The 19,720-nt window shown below is 35.6% G+C and carries 18 protein-coding genes; all 18 read left to right on the forward strand.

Annotated elements, in window-relative coordinates; all coding sequences use genetic code 11:
- The first annotated feature begins 44 nt into the window (after positions 1-44).
- The 18 genes from wecC to EVU92_RS06360 all read left to right on the forward strand — a co-directional run bounded on the left by wecC (position 45) and on the right by EVU92_RS06360 (position 19,593).
- Positions 45-1,283 (forward strand): UDP-N-acetyl-D-mannosamine dehydrogenase, encoded by a 1,239-nt coding sequence (gene wecC, locus EVU92_RS06275; protein ID WP_130050474.1) that lies wholly within the window; start codon positions 45-47, stop codon positions 1,281-1,283.
- Between the two features lie 61 nt (positions 1,284-1,344).
- The gene (gene wecB, locus EVU92_RS06280) at positions 1,345-2,460 is read left to right on the forward strand and encodes a UDP-N-acetylglucosamine 2-epimerase (non-hydrolyzing) (protein ID WP_130050475.1); all 1,116 of its coding nucleotides are present in this window, start codon (positions 1,345-1,347) and stop codon (positions 2,458-2,460) included.
- 471 nt (positions 2,461-2,931) lie between these two features.
- Positions 2,932-4,047: a polysaccharide export protein gene (locus tag EVU92_RS06285; RefSeq protein ID WP_130050476.1), complete on the forward strand. Its 1,116-nt coding sequence runs from the start codon at positions 2,932-2,934 to the stop codon at positions 4,045-4,047.
- 8 nt (positions 4,048-4,055) lie between these two features.
- Complete coding sequence (locus EVU92_RS06290; RefSeq protein WP_130050477.1) at positions 4,056-4,490, forward strand: low molecular weight protein-tyrosine-phosphatase; 435 nt, start codon at positions 4,056-4,058, stop codon at positions 4,488-4,490.
- A 13-nt stretch (positions 4,491-4,503) separates the two neighbouring features.
- On the forward strand, positions 4,504-6,738 hold the full coding sequence (locus EVU92_RS06295; protein ID WP_130050478.1) for a polysaccharide biosynthesis tyrosine autokinase: 2,235 nt from the start codon (positions 4,504-4,506) through the stop codon (positions 6,736-6,738).
- Between the two features lie 202 nt (positions 6,739-6,940).
- Positions 6,941-8,020: a dTDP-glucose 4,6-dehydratase gene (gene rfbB / locus EVU92_RS06300; protein ID WP_130050479.1), complete on the forward strand. Its 1,080-nt coding sequence runs from the start codon at positions 6,941-6,943 to the stop codon at positions 8,018-8,020.
- Positions 8,021-8,024: 4 nt separating this feature from the next.
- Positions 8,025-8,894 (forward strand): glucose-1-phosphate thymidylyltransferase RfbA, encoded by an 870-nt coding sequence (gene rfbA, locus EVU92_RS06305; protein WP_130050480.1) that lies wholly within the window; start codon positions 8,025-8,027, stop codon positions 8,892-8,894.
- A gap of 2 nt (positions 8,895-8,896) precedes the next feature.
- A complete protein-coding gene (gene rfbD / locus EVU92_RS06310) occupies positions 8,897-9,787 on the forward strand; it encodes a dTDP-4-dehydrorhamnose reductase (RefSeq protein ID WP_130050481.1) in 891 nt (296 codons plus the stop codon).
- A complete protein-coding gene (gene rfbC, locus EVU92_RS06315; protein WP_130050482.1) occupies positions 9,784-10,335 on the forward strand; it encodes a dTDP-4-dehydrorhamnose 3,5-epimerase in 552 nt (183 codons plus the stop codon). The genes rfbD and rfbC overlap by 4 nt, the downstream gene beginning before the upstream one ends.
- A gap of 9 nt (positions 10,336-10,344) precedes the next feature.
- Positions 10,345-11,520, forward strand: a complete 1,176-nt coding sequence (locus EVU92_RS06320) for a hypothetical protein (protein WP_130050483.1) — start codon at positions 10,345-10,347, stop codon at positions 11,518-11,520.
- On the forward strand, positions 11,486-12,064 hold the full coding sequence (locus EVU92_RS06325) for a CatB-related O-acetyltransferase (RefSeq protein ID WP_168990001.1): 579 nt from the start codon (positions 11,486-11,488) through the stop codon (positions 12,062-12,064). Before EVU92_RS06320 ends, EVU92_RS06325 begins: the two co-directional genes overlap by 35 nt.
- Positions 12,039-13,262, forward strand: a complete 1,224-nt coding sequence (locus EVU92_RS06330; protein ID WP_130050485.1) for a polysaccharide pyruvyl transferase family protein — start codon at positions 12,039-12,041, stop codon at positions 13,260-13,262. Before EVU92_RS06325 ends, EVU92_RS06330 begins: the two co-directional genes overlap by 26 nt.
- Positions 13,246-14,430 (forward strand): Coenzyme F420 hydrogenase/dehydrogenase, beta subunit C-terminal domain, encoded by a 1,185-nt coding sequence (locus EVU92_RS06335; RefSeq protein WP_168990002.1) that lies wholly within the window; start codon positions 13,246-13,248, stop codon positions 14,428-14,430. Before EVU92_RS06330 ends, EVU92_RS06335 begins: the two co-directional genes overlap by 17 nt.
- Before the next feature lie 2 nt (positions 14,431-14,432).
- Entirely contained in the window at positions 14,433-15,686 is a 1,254-nt protein-coding gene (locus EVU92_RS06340; protein WP_130050487.1) for a hypothetical protein, read from the forward strand.
- Positions 15,664-16,737, forward strand: coding sequence for a glycosyltransferase family 2 protein (locus EVU92_RS06345; protein WP_130050488.1), 1,074 nt, complete (start codon positions 15,664-15,666; stop codon positions 16,735-16,737). Before EVU92_RS06340 ends, EVU92_RS06345 begins: the two co-directional genes overlap by 23 nt.
- Complete coding sequence (locus tag EVU92_RS06350) at positions 16,730-17,623, forward strand: hypothetical protein (RefSeq protein WP_130050489.1); 894 nt, start codon at positions 16,730-16,732, stop codon at positions 17,621-17,623. Before EVU92_RS06345 ends, EVU92_RS06350 begins: the two co-directional genes overlap by 8 nt.
- Entirely contained in the window at positions 17,624-18,820 is a 1,197-nt protein-coding gene (locus EVU92_RS06355; RefSeq protein WP_130050490.1) for a glycosyltransferase, read from the forward strand.
- On the forward strand, positions 18,817-19,593 hold the full coding sequence (locus EVU92_RS06360; protein ID WP_130050491.1) for a glycosyltransferase family 2 protein: 777 nt from the start codon (positions 18,817-18,819) through the stop codon (positions 19,591-19,593). The genes EVU92_RS06355 and EVU92_RS06360 overlap by 4 nt, the downstream gene beginning before the upstream one ends.
- Positions 19,594-19,720: the final 127 nt, after the last annotated feature.

Genomic DNA, 19,720 nt, shown 5'->3' on the forward strand with positions numbered 1-19,720 from the left:
CAGGGCTGGGTTTTTACAAAAGTTAATTTAAATTAGGGGTTTAAATGTTATTTAAAACTGTATCAGTCGTTGGGCTTGGCTATATAGGCTTACCAACTGCAGCTGTTATTGCATCACGCGGAATTAATGTTATTGGGGTTGATGTAAGCCAACATGCTGTAGATACAATTAATGCAGGGAATGTGCATATTGTTGAACCAGACCTTGATATGGTGGTACGCAGCGCAGTTAAAGCCGGTAATTTAAAGGCAGTAACAAAACCAGAAAAAGCAGAAGCATTTATGGTGGCTGTTCCAACCCCTTTTAAAGAAGACTACCAAGCAGATTTGAGCTACATAGAAGCTGCAGCAAAAGCAATAGCGCCAGTACTCGAAAAAGGCAATTTAGTTATTTTAGAGTCAACTTCACCTGTTGGGGCAACAGAAGAGCTTGCAAACTGGTTAGCCGAAGCACGCCCAGACCTAACTTTTCCACAAACCGCTGGTAACGAAGCTGATATAAACATTGCACATTGCCCTGAGCGTGTATTGCCAGGTCACGTTTTGCGTGAACTTGTAGAGAATGATCGCGTTATAGGCGGTATGTCGGAAGAGTGCTCGAAAAAAGCAGTTGCCTTGTATAAAACCTTTGTTGTGGGTGAATGTTTACTAACAAACGCCAGAACAGCAGAGATGGCAAAGCTAACAGAAAACTCATTTCGCGATGTAAATATTGCGTTTGCAAACGAGCTATCAATGATATGCGATAAGTTAGATATTAATGTTTGGGAGCTTATAAAACTTGCAAATCGTCACCCGCGAGTAAACATTTTAAACCCAGGCCCTGGTGTGGGTGGTCACTGCATTGCTGTTGATCCATGGTTTATTGTTAGTTCTGCGCCAGAAACTGCAAAACTAATACGTCAGGCTCGTGAAGTTAACGACGCAAAGCCTCATTATGTTTTAAAGCAAATAACTGATGCAGCTGATCAATTTAAAAAGCCAGTGATAGCGTGTTTAGGCATTGCATTTAAAGCTGATATTGATGATTTACGCGAGAGCCCTGCACTCGATATTACCAAAATGCTAGCACAAAACAATGAAGCAGAAGTGCTAGTTGTTGAACCAAATATCAACGAGCTACCAGAAGCTCTAGCAGCGTTAGGCGTTAAATTGGTTTCAATTGAAGAAGCGCTTGAGCGAAGTAATACACTAGCAGTGTTGGTTGATCATAAAGAATTTAAGGCCATACCTGCAGAGCAAGTAGCCAGAAAAGTGGTTGTTGATAGCCGCGGAATTTTTTAACTCAATAAGTAGATTTAGTAAGCCTGCCATTTTTGGCAGGCTTTTGTGTTTAGGATAATAGATGAAAGTTTTAACCGTATTTGGTACCCGCCCCGAAGCAATTAAAATGGCGCCGTTAGTTCTTGCGCTTGAAAACGATGCAAGAATTGAAGCTAAAGTGTGTGTAACAGCACAGCACCGAGAAATGCTTGACCAAGTACTGGATCTTTTTCAAATAACGCCAGATTATGACTTAAACATAATGAAAGCAGGGCAAGATTTATACGATATTACGAGTAAGATCTTACTTGGCTTACGTGATGTGCTTGATGAGTTTAAACCTGACTGGGTGCTTGTTCATGGCGATACAACCACGACATTTGCAGCATCAATGGCCGCGTTTTACAAGCAAATTAAAGTAGGTCATGTAGAAGCAGGTTTACGCACAGGTAATTTGTATAGCCCATGGCCAGAAGAAGCAAATCGTACCTTAACAGGTGTACTAACAGCTAAACATTTTGCCCCTACGCAAGCGTCTGCCGATAACTTATTACGTGAACACGTATCAAAAAACGCTATTTTTGTAACGGGTAACACGGTAATAGATGCATTACTGCAAGTTAAAAATAACGTACTGCCAAAAGTAGATGTGCAACAACAATTAACCGAAAAATTTGCAGATATTCTTGATAAACCTTATGTACTTATTACAGGTCATCGTCGCGAAAGCTTTGGTGGTGGGTTTGAGCGAATTTGCCAATCAATTTCGTCGCTGGCCTCAAAATACCCTGATTATAATTTTGTGTACCCTGTGCATTTAAACCCAAATGTACAAGAGCCAGTTAAGCGTTTGCTTGCAGATAAAAGCAATGTAAAACTTATCGACCCACAAGACTACTTGCCATTTGTGTTTTTGATGAACCAAGCATATTTAATTTTAACAGACTCAGGTGGCGTACAAGAAGAAGCGCCAAGTTTAGGCAAACCAGTGTTAGTAATGCGTGATACTACAGAACGCCCAGAAGCGGTAGCTGCAGGTACCGTTAAGTTAGTAGGCACAGACACCGATAAAATTATAAACGCGGTGAGTGAGCTAATTGATAATAAAGAAACATATACACAAATGAGCTTTGCACATAACCCATACGGTGATGGAAAAGCGTGCGAACGTATCATTGAGGGTTTATTTACCAGTTAAATATTTTTTAGCTGGTCTAAAGGCGAACAGAACAGCAATTATCAGTGAAATTAGAGCTGCTTGTTAGCATAACTACTTAGCTAACAAGCAGTTTTGTTATGGGTTATATTAAAACCGCTTTTAGAAACAAAACCAAGCTTGAAATATAGCGAGCCGCCTGTATAATGCCCCTACTTAAGGATGTTCCAATGTAAATGGATAGTAATGCAAAGTTGCTAATTTACGAATAAACAAGTCATAAAAGTCTTCGACTTTAATTACTCCTAAAAAGAACTCCATATAAATTGTAAACCTCATACTGCTAATGCGTTCTAATCGCCACTTTAGTGGTCAGGTTTATGTATAAAAATAGCTATGTTTAGCCTTGATTCAAGGCCTTGTTAACTTGCGTATAACAAGCCGTCATGCTTTAATTGATCAGCTTTAAAATAAGTAAGTGTAAACTTATATAATAATCTTTTAGGAAGAAGAATGGCGTTCAAATTTAAACTCCTTGCAGCATCTTTATCTCTCCTCTCTGTAAGTGCATGTACAATCATACCAGGTAGTCATTACGAAGGTATAAACTCAGGGTCTCAAGTAGAAAACTTAGAAAAAGATCTAGAAAAAGTAAACATTCAAGTTATTGATTCCTCTTTGATTAATATTCAAAAGCGTGAAACCAAAAAAGTTAATACCAGTAATACGCAAGGTATTGATACATCTGATTACCAATATCGTTTAGGGGTAGGTGACGTTCTAACAATTGGTGTATGGGATCATCCAGAATTAACCATTCCTGCGGCTGTACAACGTACGGCAGAGTTTGATGGTTTTCGTGTAGCAGAAGATGGCACAATCACTTATGCCTATGCTCCTAAAATACCAGCAGCAGGGCGCACTGTTGCCGAAGTGCGCGAAGACCTTGTAAAGCGCTTAAGCCGAGTAATCGAAAACCCACAAGTTGATATAAAAATAGTTGGTTTTAGAAGTCAAAAAACTTATGTAACAGGCGAAGTAGAAAACCCTGGTGTATACCCAATTACAGAAATTCCGCTCACAATTATAGACGTTTTAAACAACGCGGGTGGTATTACAGAGCGCGCCGATTGGCGTGAAGTAACCTACACCTCGGGTAATAAAACAGAAATAATTCGCCTTGATGACTTTTATAGTTATGGTGATATTTCGCAAAACCGGTTATTAAAACATGGTGATATTGTGCATGTTAGCCGTAACGACAAACACCAAGTGTATGTATTGGGCGATGTAATTAAAGCTGGCACCGTAGATATTGACCGCTATGGCTTAAACCTAGCACAAGCATTAAGCGACACGGGCGGTATTAGAGAAGCAACCGCCGATGCAAACGGCATTTTTGTACTGCGTAAACGCGACTTAGCCAAAGATGGTGTAATTGCAGATGTGTACCAATTACATGCTAAAAATGTAGCTGCACTGGTTTTAGCAGAGCAATTTGAACTTAAACCGCACGATATTGTATATGTAACCGCTGCACCTCTTGCACGCTGGAACCGCGTAATCAGTTTATTGCTACCATCTATTTCTACGGTTGACTCAATTAACGATGTAGCCAATACAAACTAAGGATAAGTATGTTTGACTCAGTATTAGTAGTGTGTGCTGGCAACATTTGCCGAAGCCCAACTGCAGAGTATGTACTTAAAAGTAAGTTACAAAACAAAGGGATTACTGTTACTTCAGCTGGTTTAACTGCATTAGAAGGTAAACCAGCCGATGCTACTGCTCAGCAAATTGCTGAGCAGCATGGCATTAACATGGCAGAGCACCGTGGCCAACAAATTAATTCAGCATTAGTACAGAACAACAGCGTTATTTTAGTAATGGAACAACGTCATCTAACTGACTTATGCACGCGTTACCCTCAAGCAAGAGGTAAAACGTTTTTGTTAGGCAAATGGTTAAACGACGCCGAGATCCCCGACCCATATCGTCAAAGCTTAGAAGCATTTACCCATGTTTATGAGCTAATAGACAGCGCATGTAGCGCTTGGCAAAAGTATTTATAAGGAAACTGCATTAATGAATGCTCAGCCTTCAACGCTAAATAAAAGTAACCGACCAACACAAATTAGCCAGCAAGAGTCGCAAGAGATAGACCTAATGGCGCTATTGGGTGCTTTACTCGACCGTAAATTATTTATTATGGCCATTACCGGTGTGTTTATGATGCTGGGTGTTATTTATGCTTTGTATGCAGCACCTGTTTACCAAGCTACCGCCATGATACAGGTAGAAGACAACAGCGCCACGGTACCGGGCTTTGATGACATGAGCGGCATGTTCGAAAGTACCTCGGCAGCAGTAACCGAAATAGAGCTATTAAAATCGCGCTCTGTTATTGGCGAGGCAGTCGATAAACTAAACCTAGATACGGTAGTTAAACCTAAATTGTTCCCATTAATTGGTAACCGTGCCTACAGAAGCTTTAAACCGAGCTCACCAGGTGAACTAGCTGAGCCGAGCTTTGGCGCAAGCTCGTATGCTTGGGGTGGCGAAAGCATTGACGTATTTAGGTTTGATGTACCTAGCTTTAATATTGGTTCTGAGTTTGTTGTTGTCGCCCAGCAAAATAACCAATTAGAATTGTTAAACGAAGAGGGCGAAACAGTATTAACAGGCCCTGTTGGGCAAGAGCTTACTAACGGTGTTATTGAGCTAACGGTACGTAGTTTAAATGCACGCCCGGGTACCGAGTTTATAATTACCAAACGTGACCGCTTAAATACCATTTTAGACTTACAAACAGCTATAGGTGCCAGCGAAAAAGGTAAAGACTCAGGTATTATTGATTTAACTTTACAAGATACTGATTTTAAATACGCCGAGAAAGTACTTGAGCAGGTGGCGGGTATATACGTACGCCGCAATGTAGAGCGCAACAGTGCAGAGGCACAAAAGTCACTTGAGTTTTTAGAAATACAATTACCTGAGGTTAAAAAACAGCTTGAGTATGCCGAAAAGCGCTTTAACGATTACCAAATTAAGCAGAAATCAGTAAATATTACGCTAGAAACACAAGGTGTACTTGATCAAATTGTACAGCTAGAAACTAAATTACAAGAACTAGAATTGCAACGCTTGGAGCTTAGTCGTAAATTTAAAAAAGGCCACCCTGCTTACCAAGGTATACTTGAGCAAATTAAAGCTGTAAAAAAACAAAAAGACGACTTAACTGGCGAAGTAACTAACTTACCATCTACCCAGCAAGAGTTGTTACGCTTAACGCGGGATGTAGAGGTAAGCAACCAGATATACACTATGTTACTTGCTAAAACTCAAGAGCTCGATATTGTGCGTGCAGGTACCGTAGGTAATGTTCGTATTATTGACCACGCTGAGGTAAATACATCAAAACCGGTTAAACCTAAAAAAGCGCTAATAGTGGTTATGGCGACTATGCTTGGTGGCATGCTTGCAGTTGCAATTGTGTTAGTGCAAAAAGCACTGCATAAAGGGATTGAAGACCCAAGCGAAATAGAAGCTATGGGTTTACCTGTTTATGCAAGCGTACCGTATTCTGACCATCAGGATAAGTTGGTATCGTTTGGTAAATTAAAAAATAAAAAAGCGACCCAGGCAAATACGATATTAGCGGTTGAAAACCCTGCTGACTTAGCAATTGAAGCACTACGTAGCCTACGTACTAGCTTACACTTTGCGATGATGGAGGCAAAAAACAACGTTATTGCGATATCTGGCCCAAGCCCAGGTGTGGGTAAGTCATTTATATCGGTTAACTTAGCAACCGTATTAGCGCAAAGCGATAAAAAGGTGCTAATAATCGATGCAGATATGCGTAAAGGTTACTTACAAAAAGCCTTTAACGAAAAATGGGAAAACGGCTTAAGTGATTTTTTATCGGGCCGATTAGAGCTTAAAAATGTAATTAAACAAACCACAGTGGCAAACTTACATTTAATTACTCGCGGTCAAGTACCACCAAACCCATCTGAGCTATTAATGCATGAGCGCTTCTCAAAATTAGTAGACACCATTAAAGAGCATTACGACTTAATAATTATAGATACGCCACCTATTTTAGCAGTAACAGACCCTGCAATAGTGAGTGCCCATGCAGGTAGCACTTTACTAGTAACTCGCTTTGGGCAAAACCATGTACGTGAGCTTGAACTTACGCGTAACCGTTTTGAACAAAATGGTATAGATGTAAAAGGCGTGGTATTTAACGGCGTACTTAAAAAAGCCAGCAATGCATATGGGTATTATGGGTATTACAACTATGAATATAAATAGGGATAGAAGTAGTTCTTAATTGGTTGCTTTTTAGATAGCGTGGAATAATTAATTACAAAAAAATGGTTACATTCGGTTGGCTCAAAATGAAAAACGTGTCTCAGTAGAGTATTTAGTACCAAGACATTTTTTAAATTCAGAGAGTAAGGCTGGGTAATGTAGCCTTTACATGGAAAATATAAAGTATAAAAAGGCTTTTATTGTGAAAATTTTAGTAACCGGCGGCGCTGGTTTTATTGGTAGTGCGGTTATTCGACATATCCTTGCAAACACTCAAGATCATGTAATTAACGTTGATGCGCTAACTTATGCTGGTAATCTGAAGTCTCTTAGTATTATTCAAGAGTCCGAACGTTATTTTTTTGAACATGTGAATGTATGTGACCGCTCGGAATTAGAGCGAGTATTTAATACTCATAAACCAGATTTAGTAATGCATTTAGCAGCTGAGTCTCATGTTGATCGCTCAATTACTGGCCCTACTGAATTTATTCAAACAAACATCGTAGGAACTTACACTTTGCTTGAGGTTGCTAGAAAATATTGGAGTCAACTGGGTACTGATAAGCAAGCATCATTCAGATTTCACCATATTTCAACAGATGAGGTGTATGGAGATTTGCCACATCCTGATGAAGTTGTGGATGGAGAATTGCCATTATTTACTGAACAAACATCGTATGAGCCTAGCAGTCCCTATTCAGCAAGTAAGGCATCAAGTGATCACTTAGTACGTGCTTGGTTACGTACATATGGTTTACCAACGATCGTGACCAATTGTTCAAATAACTATGGACCTTACCATTTCCCTGAAAAGTTGATCCCTTTAGTCATTTTGAATGCTCTAGATGGTAAAGAATTACCAATATATGGTAAAGGTGATCAGATCCGTGATTGGTTATATGTTGAAGATCATGCCCGTGCACTTTATAAAGTTGTTACTAAAGGTGTCGTCGGTGAAACATACAATATTGGTGGTCACAACGAAAAGCAAAACATTGAAGTAATAAAAACTATTTGTAGCATTTTAGATGAATTGGTACCTAAACAGGCTAAATACTCAGAGCAAATTACTTTTGTATCTGACAGACCAGGTCATGATAGAAGGTATGCAATTGATTCTAGTAAAATGCAAGCTGAATTAGATTGGGTTCCTGAAGAAACATTTGAAACAGGCTTACGTAAGACAGTTCAGTGGTACATAGAAAACCGTGAATGGTGTGAGGATGTGCAAAGTGGTTCATATCAGCGAGAGCGTTTAGGCGAAATAAAAGGTAAATAGTAATATGAAAGGAATTATATTAGCCGGTGGATCTGGCACGCGATTGTATCCACTTACACGTGGAGTTTCTAAGCAGTTACTGCCAGTTTATGATAAACCAATGATTTATTATCCACTTTCGACGCTTATGTTAGCGGGAATTCGAGAGGTATTAATAATTACAACTCCTGAAGATAACGATAGCTTTAAACGCTTATTGGGTAATGGCTCTGATTTTGGTATCAGTCTTACCTATGCCGTGCAGCCTTCTCCAGATGGGCTGGCACAAGCATTTCTCATCGGTGAAGAATTTATTGGTAATGATTCTGTTTGCTTGGTTTTAGGCGACAACATTTTTTACGGCCAATCATTTAGCAAAACATTAAAAAATGCGGCAGAGCGTGAATCAGGCGCAACGGTATTTGGTTATCAAGTTAAGGATCCTGAAAGATTCGGTGTTGTTGATTTTGATGAAAATATGAAGGCAATCTCAATTGAAGAGAAGCCAAAGCATCCTAAATCAAATTATGCCGTTACGGGACTCTATTTTTACGATAATCGAGTAGTTGAGTTTGCTAAACAGGTAACTCCATCAGAAAGGGGCGAATTAGAAATTACCTCTTTGAATGATATGTATTTGAAAGATGGATCACTCAATGTAGAGCTTTTAGGTCGCGGTTTTGCTTGGTTAGATACAGGTACGCATGAAAGCCTACATGAAGCATCTTCATTTGTAGAAACAATTGAGCATGTTCAAGGTTTAAAAGTGGCTTGTTTAGAAGAGATTGCCCTAAGAAATGGGTGGCTATCAAAAGAAAAGGTACTTGAGATGGCTAAACCTATGTTGAAAAATGAATATGGGCAATACCTTCAACAACTTGCATCTGAGAAATAAAAATGAAGATATTGATTACCGGTAAAAATGGTCAAGTTGGTCAATGTTTAAAATTAGCATTGCAGGCATTCCCAAATGTCGATGTGCTAGCATATGGCCGCGAAGAATTAGATATTACAAATAACCATGCCGTTCAGGAAGTCGTAAGTCGCTATAAGCCTAATGTTATTATCAATGCAGCTGCTTATACCGCTGTAGATAAAGCTGAATCGGAGCAAAGCTTAGCGTTTGATATTAATGCTACTGGTCCAAAAAACCTTGCTATGGCGGCAAATGATATAGGTTCAAGTATTATCCATATATCAACTGACTATGTATTTGCGGGTAATCATGTTGACGAATACAAAGAAGCAGAAGAAACTTCTCCAAAAAGTGTGTATGGTCAAAGCAAGCTTGCTGGTGAAGTCGCTGTAGCAGAAGCATGCGAAAGGCATGTTATTATCAGAACTTCTTGGGTGTTTTCAGAGTTTGGTAATAATTTTGTCAAAACGATGCTTCGCTTGGCTAAATCAAATAATTCCCTAAATATTGTAGGTGATCAATTCGGTGGGCCAACCTATGCGGGCGATATTGCGAGTGCGATACTTCAGATTGCCTTTTCGCTTTACAACGGCAATGATGCTTACGGTATTTATCATTTTTCAGGTTACCCGACGGTCAACTGGGCTGATTTTGCACAGGCTATTTTCCAGCAGGCACATACTAAAGGGCTTTTTGAATCGGCTGTTGTGGTTAATTCTATATCAACAGAACAGTACCCAACGCCTGCTAGCAGACCAAAAAATTCACGTTTAAATTGCGATAAAATTTACAGTGAATTTAATGTTTCCGCAAGCAATTGGCAGGCAGCTCTTAAGAACATAAGCAAATACCAAAAAGAAATCGAACAATGAAAATAATTGATACGTTAATTCCGGATGTAAAAATATTAGAGCCAAAGGTTTTTGGTGATGACCGAGGTTTTTTCATGGAAACATTCCGTGATACCTGGTTCAGAGAAAACGTGGCAGATGTTAACTTTGTTCAAGATAATCACTCAAAATCTAAACAGGGTATTTTGCGTGGTTTACATTATCAGACAGAGAACACACAAGGTAAATTGGTTCGAGTTACATCTGGTGAGGTTTTTGATGTAGCTGTAGATGTTCGCAAAAATTCCCCAACTTTCGGACAGTGGGTTGGGGAATATTTATCTGCAGAAAACAAACGTCAGTTATGGATACCAGCTGGTTTTGCACATGGTTTTTATGTAACTAGTGAATCAGCTGAGTTTGTATATAAGTGTACAGACTATTATAACCCTCATGCCGAGATATCGATTGCTTGGGATGATTCTGATTTAGACATTCACTGGCCCTTAAAAGGGGCTTCTTTAATGCTATCCCAAAAAGATCGCGAGGGCCTAAACTTCAGGTCGATTCGTTTAGAAAATGAAATGTAGGGTCTTGAGTTGAATAAGCTAAAGATTATATCAATATCACAAAGTATTATAATTAAACTAGTGATGAATTTTGGCTTGTTCTTCTTATTAGCTAAACAACTTGAATTAGGTGAATTTGTAAATGTATCTTTTTGCTTGTCATTGGCTTCACTTTTATTAGTTTTATCGGAGTTTGGACAAAGAAATAGTATTCTTGTTTCTAGTGAAATGACAGTTCAAGCGAGTCTGTCGAAAGCAATGAAGATATTTGTAGTTAATTCATTGGCTTCATTTCTAGTTTACCTAATAATAGTTGGTGTTGATTTAAACGGAAGTTATTTTACTGCTATATTGATTTTCTTTTATAGCTTTGTTTTGAGCTTTAGTGAATTGTTAGCTATTTGTGCAAGAGTTACCAGTAAACACAAGTTTGAACTAAAGTTCAGCTATTTAAGTTTTCTTGCAACCGCTTTGGTGCTTGTTTTTTCTTTTGTGTTCGAGCAAGGTGTTTTTACAATACTCTATATTATAATATTTAGAGTTATGTTGTTATTTGCTTTGATTAAAAGTATAGGCCTAGCTTTGAAGATGGAAAGTACTTCCTATTTTTCATTAATTAGAAAAGAGTTTACATTTGCAATAGACTCGGTGGCGTCATCAATGTATGGACCCTTAGAGCTAACAATATCGAAAGTATTTTTATCACCATTACAATATGCAACTTTCCAAGTGTGTCAAAAATTTTGTCAGGCTTCATTTGTGTTAATTCAATCTCTTAGTAATGTATATATACCTATAATATCGAAGGAACAGAAACTTAATTGGGTGTATGTGTTTGTTTCGATCTCTCTTGGTGGTACTTGCTCAATAATTCTGTATTTTGGAATGGAGTTTTTTTTGGGACTAATATTAGATAATGTTGATGATTACAAAATTATTCCATTTTATATTTCATTATATGTTTTTTTACGTTATGTTGCGGCTGCTTTAGGTAGTCACTTATTGGCATTTGGATATAAAGGATTGAGAGTTTTTGTAAGTATAACTCTGATTTTTAATTACTTGATTGCTATAACTTATTTTAATCCAAGCAGCTCTAATGACGCTTTTGTCATATCGTCTGTAATATTTTCAATCTCAGTTGTATTGTACTTTTTAGTGATGGTGTATCGTGGATTTAATATACAAAATAAGAAGGTTTATTGAAAGAAAGAATGACTTAGAGTCACTTGTGAAGAGGGAGTATTTCAAAGATAAATATAATATTGATATAGGGCTTTATAGTTATGGTTGTTTCGATATAAAAAGAATACCTAATAATACAAAGATTGGTCGTTACTGCTCATTTTCTAATAGCTGTTACATATTAAATGGAAACCATGGGCTTCAATATATTTCACTACACCCATATTTATACAACACATCGCTTGGTATTGTCTCGGAAGAGAAAATACAGAGGACTGAATTAGTCGTAGAGGATGATGTGTGGGTTGGACATAACGTAATAATCACTCCATCAGTCGAGTTTATAGGTCGTGGTGCTGTTATAGCTGCTGGTGCTGTAGTTACAAAAAATGTCGAAGCATATTCGATAGTTGGGGGGAACCCAGCAAAACTTATTAGATACCGATTTAATGCAGAGACTATAGAAAAAATAGAATCTACAAAATGGTGGACAATGGACAAAAATAAATTTTCTAGCATAATTATATCAGGCATGGCATATGAACCAGAAAAAATTTCAACGTAGTATCGAAGTGGCTTTGCTGTGGCATAGCTTAGACTCTGACAATTTGGGAGTTGGGGCTTTAGCTATTGGGCATATATACTTAATTAGTAGTGTTGCGAAAGAAGCGGGTTATGAAGTTAAGTTTACAACCGTTGGGACACCTAATTCAGATGGAAAAAACGCAAGGGTTGAAGTTGAGCGTATAGTGGGCCATAAAATAGAGCATGTTGTATATTCTCCAAGAAAGATTATTTCAAGTATAAAGAAACTTAAACTTGATAAACTAGGGTTGTTTAATAAGTTTGATGTCGTTTTTGATATTGGGGAGGGTGATAGTTTTACTGATATTTATGGAACATCAAGGTTTTTAAGGTTGTTTTTTTCAAAGCTCCATGTGCTTGTAAATAAAAGACCTCTTATAATAGCTCCCCAAACTATAGGGCCTTTTAAAAAAAGAAAAAGCAGCTTAATGGCTAAATTTATCTTAAAAAATGCAAGTAAAGTATTTATTAGAGATATAAAATCAAGAGATGTTTTTCAGAGTTTACTTCCTAATTCTAAGTCTATTCAAGTAATTGATGTTGCGTTTGCAATGCCATTTACAAAAAATATTGAGATTGCCTCACAAACAGTAGGTATTAATGTATCTGGGCTATTGTTTAATGGAGGTTACACTGGTGGCAACCAATTTGGTCTGAAAGATGATTATCCTGAGTTTATTGAGGAACTGATTCGTTATTTTGTTGAAGAAACTGCTTATAATGTCGAGTTGGTATCCCATGTAATATCAGATGAGCAAGCTCTTGAAGATGATTATAGAGCCTGCGTTCATTTAGCTAAGATGTTCAATGATGTAAAAGTAGCTCCTAAATTTAATAATCCAATCGAAGCAAAATCTTATATTTCAGGCTACTCACTATTTCTTGGCTCGCGGATGCACGCAACTATTGCAGCTTTTTCAACTAGCGTTCCAGTAATCCCTTTAGCATATAGTAGAAAGTTTGACGGTTTGTTTAGAACATTAGGCTATGAACATAGTTTAGATTTAAAAGAGCTAACGAAAGAATCTTTAATGTCGGAAATAAAAGACAAAATTTCAAAAAATGAAAGTTTGGCATTGGACTTAAATCTTGCAATTAAAACAGCTAATAATTATCTGAATGAATACAAAAGAGGTTTACTGGAGGTATTGGAGCTTTCTTATGAAAACAATAAGTGAGGTGATTAGTTCTGGTATGTGTATTGGATGTGGAGCTTGTAATATTTATTCAAAATTCAATGCAATGCAGTATGACAGTGACGGGTTCTTAATACCGCAAGACATCCATACAACGAATATAGCTGACTTTTGTCCTGGTATTGAAACTAAACCTTTAAAAGGTAATTTTACTCATAACTTATGGGGAAATGTTGAGTGCTCACTAACAGGTTTCTCTAAAAGTGATGAGGTTAGACACAAAGGTTCTTCAGGAGGAGTATTAACTCAGCTCGCAATATACTTATTAGAGACAGGAAAAGTGAGTGGGGTTCTTCATGTTGGTGTTTCAGACAGTGATGGTGTAACAAACAAAACATACATTAGTAATGATGCAAAAAGTGTTTTAGCTAGGGCTGGTAGTCGGTATTCGCCATCATCTGTTTTGAGTTCTCTTAAAAATTTAATCGATGCGGATGGCACTTATCTAGTTATTGGAAGACCATGTGATATTAGCGCTATCCGAGCTATGATGGAAAAGGATAGGCGACTTGCGGATAAAGTTTATATGTTAGCATCCTTTTTCTGTGCTGGAACACCGAGCCAAAATGCAACACAAGATCTTATCGCAATGTTCACTCTTAACCCTGATGAAGTTAGCCATATTTCGTATCGTGGCAAAGGGTGGCCAGGTAAGACAGAAATAAAAACGCAAGATTCTACTTACCAATTAGACTATGAAGAATCGTGGGGTAATGTATTAAATAAAAAGCTTCATACTCGTTGTAAAATTTGTGCTGATGGTGTGGGTCAATCTGCTGATATCGTTTGTGCGGATGCTTGGGAAAGTGACGAAAGGGGGTATCCTCTTTTTAATGAAAGTAAGGGGAGAAGCTTAATACTTGCTCGAAGCACGTTTGGAAAAGCGGTTCTGAATCAAATGATAAGCGCGGAAGTTCTGGATGTAAAAGACTATTGCTTAGATAATTTAGAGAAAATACAACCATATCAAGTTAACAGAAAACGTAACATATTTGCTAGAACTTTAGCATTTAAAGTGTTAGGGAAGTATGTAGTAAAACAAGGTGGTTATAGCATTTATAGGAATGCGTATGAGAATGGTTTTTATAAAACATGCTCAAATTTCTATGGGATGTTTAAGCGTTTAATAGGCAAAGCTAAAGGTATATGAATGTGAGTTATGTACTTACGGTAATATTTTTAATTCAAATTCAATTTCTCAACATGGCTATTCCAGGAAGGTTTAGTCATGTTGTTATTACATTGTTTGTATTTATTCTTATTTTCATATTTAAAAAAAAATTAAACTTTTCGGAAAAAAAGCTTTTAATAATTTCGGTGCTTGTTCTTTTATATGGTTTTATAGTTTCTGCAGTAGGCTTTTTAAGCTACTCAGTTTCTAAAACTAACCTTTTTTATTTGTCTGACTCTGTTGTGGCGCTAATATATTTAACTATTTTTATTGTTACTCCCGCTATAATTTATTTTCAATTCAGTAGTTTAAATGTTGAAAGATTTTGTTATTTAATTCTATTTTTACACAGTGTCACTTTAATTTCCGCGATACTGCAAGTTTTAAACTTGTTTCCAAATGAAACTATTCTTAATGCTAATGATGTATATGTTTATGGAAGAATTTCTATTTTAGATAAAGAACCCTCCGTAGCTAGTTATAGGCTTTTTTTTCTTTTGTGGTTAGTTTTTTTTATTAAGCAGTCTTTTTATTCATCTGGTTTTAAATTTTATAGTTTGTATTCTTTTGTTTATATGATTTTGCTGGTTTTTTCTATTGTCAGCGTGAAATCTAAACTTGTTGTACTACTCATACCTATAATATTAGTGGTAGCTACATTTCATTACTTTTTTTCTAAAAGAAAAATTAGTTTCAAAAAGTTGTTGCTCTTTGTTTTTATTTTTTCATTCTTTTTATATTTTGTAACTGAAAGTGACTACTTTAACTATGCTGTACAGTATACATTTGTTCATTCAGATGGTTCTTTCTCTACTCGTGCATTAGTTGCAATTGAAAGTGTGAGGATGCTTTTATTTAATCCGTTTGGTGTGGGTATGAGTTATCCTCTTTATCTTCAGGAGTATATAGAAAACTCTAGCTTGCTTAGCTATTTTTATAACAGCGAAATTAAATCCTACGTTGATACCAGTACTTACAGTACGCTTATTTCTCCAAAAAGCTTTTTGTTGACTTCTTTACTAATTTTGGGATTTCCATTTGTTTTTTTAGTCATTTTAATAGTTAGAAACATTGTTAAGCTTTCCATTAATACAAACTGTTTTTTTATTAATTTAGCTTTTATGTGGTTTTCTATATTTTATATGGTGGTTTCTGATTTTAATATTCAACCGCTATTATATTTCTCAATTTATATGGTTATAATTAAAAGTTATGAAAGAAAAAACTATTGTTAAAAGAAAGATCTTCATATCCCTGGTTAATTACAAAGCTGTGGATTTGACAATTAATTGTATAGAGTCAATTTGTAATTCATTGCAGAGCTGTAATGTTTTTGTAAGTGTAAATATTTATTGTTGTGATGTTAGCGAGGATGAAAGTAAGACATTTAAAGAGACGAATTTAAGATTGCACAAGTTAGGATTTAAAGCATTGTGCGGCGATGAGTTCATGTATCAAAAAAATGGCCGTAGTGTTTTTTTTAATCATCATAGAAAACCTAATTTGGGGTTTGGGTATGGTAATAATAGGAATTTTGAAAAAATAAAAGCCGAAGCTTCTGAAAACGATATCATATGGATTTTGAACAATGACACATTGATAGGTGTCCACTCTCTCTCTGAAATAGAAGCTGCTTTTAAGCTAGATGATAGTGTGATTTACGGATGTACTTTAATTAAGGAAAGTACAGGTAAAATTCAATGTTTAGGTGGTACTAATGAAATTACTTGGCGTAGTCAAGGTAGTCTAATTGCTGAAAATGAGGCGATTGAGAGTGTTTTAGATAGCTACTCTGATATTAATGGATATGTAAATGGGGCTTCTATGCTTATGACATACGATACTCTATCTCAAGTCAAAGGGTTTGATGAGTCTTATTTTATGTGGTGTGAGGAAGTTGATTTTTGTCTCCGTGCTAAGTCTTTAAATATATTATTCAAAAATATTTGTAAAGCACATATTGTACACAGGGTTGGAGGTAGCTCTGAGGGTAATAATATAAAATATTTTCTTGGAAGAAGTAGTGATAGAAATACATTGCCGAGGTTTATAATTAGATATTATTATAATTATAGAAATAGGATTTATCTAATACGGAAGTTTTTTCCTAATAAGCTAATTTTCTCTTTAATGTACCTTGCAAGTGATGCGGTAACTAAATCTGTTGGTGTTATGTTGTATGATGATAAAAAATTAATGCGCTTATTTCTACTCCTGAAAGCATTTAATGATGGGGTGAGGAATAAACTAGGAAAAACTATTGAACCCCAGGATTACAATGAGTAATAATATTTTTTTTGAGTTAAATAGCTACCATGATGAAGTTTTATATGGACTTGTTGGAGAGTTAGGAGGCGAAGGGGATTGTGTGATAGTAAACCCAAATTTAACACAATCAGATTTAATCGAAGATTTAAAGTCGACTTATGATGTGAGGTTATCAAAAAGCTTTCTCCATGTATTGTCAATTTTAATAAAAAATAGACGGTCATCTAAAAATGCTATATTTAACACGCTTGAGACTCCCAAGGCATTGTTTTATTACGTTTGTTGCTTTTTTTTGGGGTATAATCTTAGTTTTGTTTCGCATAATTTCGACACATTTTTAGATTTTGGTGGAACCGTGAAATTAAAGAAAAAGATATTTAGAAATATATTTGGTAACTTTATTATTAAAAGTAGCTATAAAATCTATGTTTTATCACCAGGGGTTAAGGCCTGGCTTTTAAATGATGAGTATATTTCTAGAGGTTGCTTGGTAGGTAAGTTGGAGCTGCTTTCCTGTAAAAATCTTTTAAATTTTATAGCGGATGGTTTGGATTTTGAAAGGAAAGAACAAAATTATTATGTTGTAGTTGGAAGTGTTGATTACTCAAAAAGGAATTATGAATCAATAATTGATTTTGTAAAAGGTAAAAGTGTCAAAGTGCGTATTCTTGGTGATATAAATCGTTTAAATGGTATTGAATTTATAGAAGAAGTACGTGCATTAGGAATAGAAGATAAGTTTGTATTTCATGACGGGCGTTTAAGTTATAAAGATATGCTAACACAGGCCTTTTACTCGAAAGGAATTTTAATGTCTACTAATAGAGGCGAATACGGTAAAGTGAAGGTATCAGCTAGTGAAGTGTTTTCTCTGGGACTTAACATTGAGTGTGTAGAGGTTTAAATGAAAATACTATATATAGCTTATGAAAATGTTTTTTCTACAGGTATTCTTCAAGCGCAAGTTATAACTCAGTTTGAATTTATAAACAGGAAATACAATGTAAGTTACGATTTAATATCAACATTAAAAGTGGAAGAGTCAAAAGATCCATTATATATAAAGAATAGAAATGAGACATTTGACCGTGTTGGAGCGTTTGTTAACATTCATGAGTTCTCTAAAACTGTGTCAAAAACCCAGTCCGTAATATCTTTTATTATAGATAGTTTCAAGATATTAAGAAGTTCTTTATATCTTGCTAAGGAAGTTGATATTATCCATGCAAGAAGTTATGGAGGAGGAATGTTGGCATATGTCCTGTCTTCAATATTAAGAAAGCCCTTCATATTTGATATGAGAGGTATTCTTCCTGAGGAAACAGTCCAAGTTGGTAAAATTAAAAATGGATCTTTTAAATATAAATTGCTTAAATTTTGTGAGCGTTTGTTGATAAATAAAGCAAGCTCTGTTTTTACTGTATCAAATAATTTTTCATCATATTTGCTAAGCAACTTTTCGATTGAAAAAAATAAAATATTTAATATCAGTAATCCAACTGTTTATGATAATTCCGTTTCCTTAAATAAGAGAACTGATATCGTCAACTTTTTATATAGTGGTTCATGCCAAGAATGGCACTGCCCAAAAGAAACTTTGCTTTTATTCAATCAGTTAAGAAAAAAATATCGGGATAAGGTTTTTTTAAGGATATGTTCGGCGGATGATGAGAAGTTTATAAAATTAGCAGATGAAGTTGGTTTACCTAAAGATTCTTTTTCAATATCTAGAGTTCCTTTTATTGAAATGAAAGATGTTTATAAAGAGGCGCATATTGGTTTTTGCTTTAGAAGGAAAGGTCTAACATCTCTTGTTAGTTGCCCCGTTAAATTTGCTGAATATATTTCATCCGGTATCTATGTAGTCTCTAATAAAGGTGTAAGTGATTTTGATGTTTTGTATCGAGATAATCCAGGGGTTGGTCTGATATATGACGAATTGTCAGATAATATGGATACCAGAGATCTCGAATTATACGTCGATAAGATTTTATCTGGTGGAGTCGATTTTAAGGCTTTGCATATACCTGAATTCGATTGGGATTATATGTCTGAACAGGTTTATAAGCAATATAAAAAAATATTAGGTGCTGACCTATGATTTATATATCTGTTGTATCTCATGGCCATTTTGATGTCATTAATAGAATTAACACACTCCCAAGTTTGGCTTTTAATGGAATTAAAGTTTTAGTTGTTGATAATATTGGTGAAGTTGCATTGAAGCTCTATTGTGAAAAGTATAATTTATGTTACTTTTTTGATGGTAAAAGAAGAGGTTTTGGTGCTAATAATAATTTAGCTTTTGATTATTTTTCTGATAAATTTGACCTTGGTTCTGAAGATAGTTTTATTTGTCTCAATCCAGATATAATAGTCTCCGCAGATTCAATTTTTCGCTTAGTTTATTTTTCTCAAGAAAGTAAATCAAAACTTTCTACTTTGAACTTGTATTTAGATGATAATTACGAAGATTGCGATCAATGTATAAGGAAGTTTCCTACCTTTAGTGATTTTTTTTACTCTTTCATCGGCTATAAGAATGACTATATTATAAATAAGAATGATATACTTGATAGCAAGCTTTATGTGGATTGGTGTGCTGGTTCGTTTTTATGTTTCAATGTCAACGCTTATGAAGATTTGAAAGGGTTTGATGAACGTTATTTCATGTATTGTGAAGACATAGATATATGTTATCGATTCTATAAAAAATTTAACGAAAAAGTGCTTTTTTTTAAAGACATTAAAGGGATACACTTGCGAGGCTTAGAAAATCGTAAGGTTTTTTCTCGTCATTTTTATTGGCACTTAAAGAGTATAATCAGGTTTGTTATGATGAGCCGTCGTTTTTTCAAAAGAACTCTATTTTAGCTTTTTATATTTTAATGGCTGTTTATCTTATTTTCGGAAGTTTGGTTAAGTTTTTAAATGCTGTATCTATTGTTTTAAATTTAAATTTATTATGTCATCTATATATGTTTTTCTAGGTTTTAGGGTT

The organism is Pseudoalteromonas sp. MEBiC 03485 (assembly GCF_004195145.1).
Lineage (GTDB): Bacteria > Pseudomonadota > Gammaproteobacteria > Enterobacterales > Alteromonadaceae > Pseudoalteromonas > Pseudoalteromonas apostichopi.

Excerpts from the sequence above, each read along its gene's own strand:
- EVU92_RS06360 (WP_130050491.1), top strand. The coding sequence starts at position 18,817 with ATGATTTATATATCTGTTGTATCTCATGGCCATTTTGATGTCATTAAT.
- EVU92_RS06290 (WP_130050477.1), top strand. The coding sequence starts at position 4,056 with ATGTTTGACTCAGTATTAGTAGTGTGTGCTGGCAACATTTGCCGAAGC.
- wecB (WP_130050475.1), top strand. The coding sequence starts at position 1,345 with ATGAAAGTTTTAACCGTATTTGGTACCCGCCCCGAAGCAATTAAAATG.
- EVU92_RS06345 (WP_130050488.1), top strand. The coding sequence starts at position 15,664 with ATGAAAGAAAAAACTATTGTTAAAAGAAAGATCTTCATATCCCTGGTT.
- rfbA (WP_130050480.1), top strand. The coding sequence starts at position 8,025 with ATGAAAGGAATTATATTAGCCGGTGGATCTGGCACGCGATTGTATCCA.
- rfbC (WP_130050482.1), top strand. The coding sequence starts at position 9,784 with ATGAAAATAATTGATACGTTAATTCCGGATGTAAAAATATTAGAGCCA.
- EVU92_RS06350 (WP_130050489.1), top strand. The coding sequence starts at position 16,730 with ATGAGTAATAATATTTTTTTTGAGTTAAATAGCTACCATGATGAAGTT.
- EVU92_RS06335 (WP_168990002.1), top strand. The coding sequence starts at position 13,246 with ATGAAAACAATAAGTGAGGTGATTAGTTCTGGTATGTGTATTGGATGT.
- EVU92_RS06330 (WP_130050485.1), top strand. The coding sequence starts at position 12,039 with ATGAACCAGAAAAAATTTCAACGTAGTATCGAAGTGGCTTTGCTGTGG.
- EVU92_RS06295 (WP_130050478.1), top strand. The coding sequence starts at position 4,504 with ATGAATGCTCAGCCTTCAACGCTAAATAAAAGTAACCGACCAACACAA.
- rfbD (WP_130050481.1), top strand. The coding sequence starts at position 8,897 with ATGAAGATATTGATTACCGGTAAAAATGGTCAAGTTGGTCAATGTTTA.
- EVU92_RS06285 (WP_130050476.1), top strand. The coding sequence starts at position 2,932 with ATGGCGTTCAAATTTAAACTCCTTGCAGCATCTTTATCTCTCCTCTCT.
- wecC (WP_130050474.1), top strand. The coding sequence starts at position 45 with ATGTTATTTAAAACTGTATCAGTCGTTGGGCTTGGCTATATAGGCTTA.
- EVU92_RS06355 (WP_130050490.1), top strand. The coding sequence starts at position 17,624 with ATGAAAATACTATATATAGCTTATGAAAATGTTTTTTCTACAGGTATT.